The sequence below is a fragment of the Stenotrophomonas sp. P5_A8 genome, from assembly GCF_056400545.1.
Map to the genome: position 1 here is coordinate 1 of NZ_JBFULB010000474.1, position 2,125 is coordinate 2,125.

Below are 2,125 nucleotides of genomic sequence, written 5' to 3' on the forward strand. Positions count from 1 at the left end.
CTGTTGGAGGGCGGCCAACTGCGCGAGCTGCTCTAGGCCCGCTCGTGCCTTGGCGAAGGGGTCCTGGGCCACCGCAGCTAACCCGGTTCCGCATGCGGGACAGGCGGTTGCGCCATCGGCCAGAGCCAGCACCGCCTCGTACAGCTTGGCATACGACACGTCACCGGCACGCGCGGCCAACTGCTCGGTGGCGGCCCGCCACAGGCCTTGAAGGCGGTACGCCTCGTCTAGCAAACCCTGCAGACGTGCCCGTGTCACTTCATGAACCGCTGGAGGGACGGCGACGAGTTGCGCCTGCACGTACGGAAGCCGCCCTTGTTGCTGAGGCGTGCCAAGCAGCCAGTCGACGCAGCCCTGGTACGTCGCGTCGGGCGGCATGCGTTGCGCCAACGCCTGTTCCATGCCCTCAATCGCTGCGATCTTCTGTGGATAGGCGGCAATCGTCTGTTCGGAATTCGCCAACTGCAAGCGCCGCTGCGCTAGCTGGGCGGCTTGGACTCCGGCAAGCATCAGGTCTTGGTCGAGAGTGGGATTGAAGCCGCGCACGAAGTCACTGAACTGATCCACGCCGAATAGGGTGGCAATGAGCTGTCGCTGGTCGCCCGGTGTACGGGCCGCGATGCGCGCGAAATCATCGAGGCGATTTTTCTCGATGAAGCAGAAGCGGTACTCCGCCTCGTCGGGCTGCACGACTTGGGCCCGCTCTGCCGCCCCGGAAGAGAGAACGGGCGTGACATGGCGCCGCAGCCGGGCGTTGTTACAGTAGGTACGCTGGTCGACTCGCTTGACCTGGGCTTCGCTGATGGACCCGAGCATCGCAACTTCCAGCGCCTCGCAGAAACTGCTCTTGCCCGTGCCATTGGCGCCATAGACCAAGGTGATGTCATGGCTGAGGTCGAACGTTTCTTGCCGCATGAACCCGCGGAACGGGCCCACCTCGAGCTGAAGAAGGCGACCAAGCGCCGGCCCAGCGTCGGGGCCGTGGCCGTCTCCTTGGTACGCCACCGGAGTTTGCGCCAAGTTGGCTATGGCCAGCGGCGCTAGGCGGCCGGATCGCCTGCGGCCCGCCGCGCCAACCTCAGCCAGTGACTGCAAGTGATTCAGCACCAGGTGCGCAAGTCGGCGCACATCGTCGTGCACTTGTCGCTGCGCCAGGTGCGCCAGGAAGCGGTGGTACTCGGAACGAATGCTCGCCATGCAGCCCCTCTACACAGAAGGACGCTGTCGGTTGCGCCCCCGGGTTTTGTTGATCAGCCGCCAGCGCCATGCTCACAGGCGGGTGTTGCTTCTATTCGTGATCGGCCGAATCGACCTAAGTGCACAAACTATGCACTAAAGGGGCCACATTTGGAGATTTGCTTAGCCTATGGTTTAAAAGCATAACCCTTCGACATGAACGAACTATGCGGTACATGTACACCATAGTTGGTACCTCAAACGCCTCGATCTGCACAAACTATGGCTCATTTTCGACACGAACTATGGTCTCCGACCCAATAGCGCCTTGCGCGTGCTGCCACGCCCCTCTGCAGCTTGAAGGACGCAGGCCCTTCAACTGGACACCCGGAACTGAATAGCCTCGGAGATGAGTAATTGCTACCCAGTGCCTGGGACCGGCTTAGGAGTTGGCCGTCTTTTGGGAAGCTGCCCCAAAGACCGGCCGCCGAGGAGCAAGGTTCGGGGAGCACGCTCGAGCGGGAGACCACTGTTCGCTGTGGCTATACTCGCGCCAGCATGGGGCGCTCGAGGGCGTAACGATGGGACGGGCAAAGCACGAATGGATGGAGGATCAGGAGAGAGGCTGGAGCTCTATCCAGCGGAGCACCTGCGAGGAATGTTTGAATCAGGAGGATGTCTGGCGACTGTCGAGAGCCAACATTGGCGAAGGCGAGTGCGACTACTGCGGCAGGTGCAACATCCTTGTTCTTCCTGTCGAACACGTCCAAGAACACCTCTATGAAGTGCTGGGAAGGTACTACGCCGAACCTGCAAACGCGGGCACTCCCTGGATGGAAGGAGCATGGATCGTACCCACCTTCGACACGGACGAGGTTCTGGAAAAGCTTGGCTTCTATCCGACCGACGAGCTGCGGGAGGATATTGTCGGGGCTGATGTAACTGGATA

The 2,125-nt window shown here is 61.4% G+C and carries 2 protein-coding genes; one reads left to right on the forward strand and one right to left on the reverse strand.

Going from position 1 to position 2,125, the window contains the following annotated elements:
• The coding region (locus AC1DQP_RS19730) for an AAA family ATPase (protein WP_478052328.1) at positions 1-1,197 on the reverse strand (1,197 nt) is incomplete at its 3' end.
• A 584-nt stretch (positions 1,198-1,781) separates the two neighbouring features.
• Between AC1DQP_RS19730 and AC1DQP_RS19735 the strand changes: the two genes are divergently transcribed.
• Positions 1,782-2,125 (forward strand): HEPN-associated N-terminal domain-containing protein (locus tag AC1DQP_RS19735; RefSeq protein WP_478052329.1); only part of this gene is annotated, 344 nt, incomplete at its 3' end.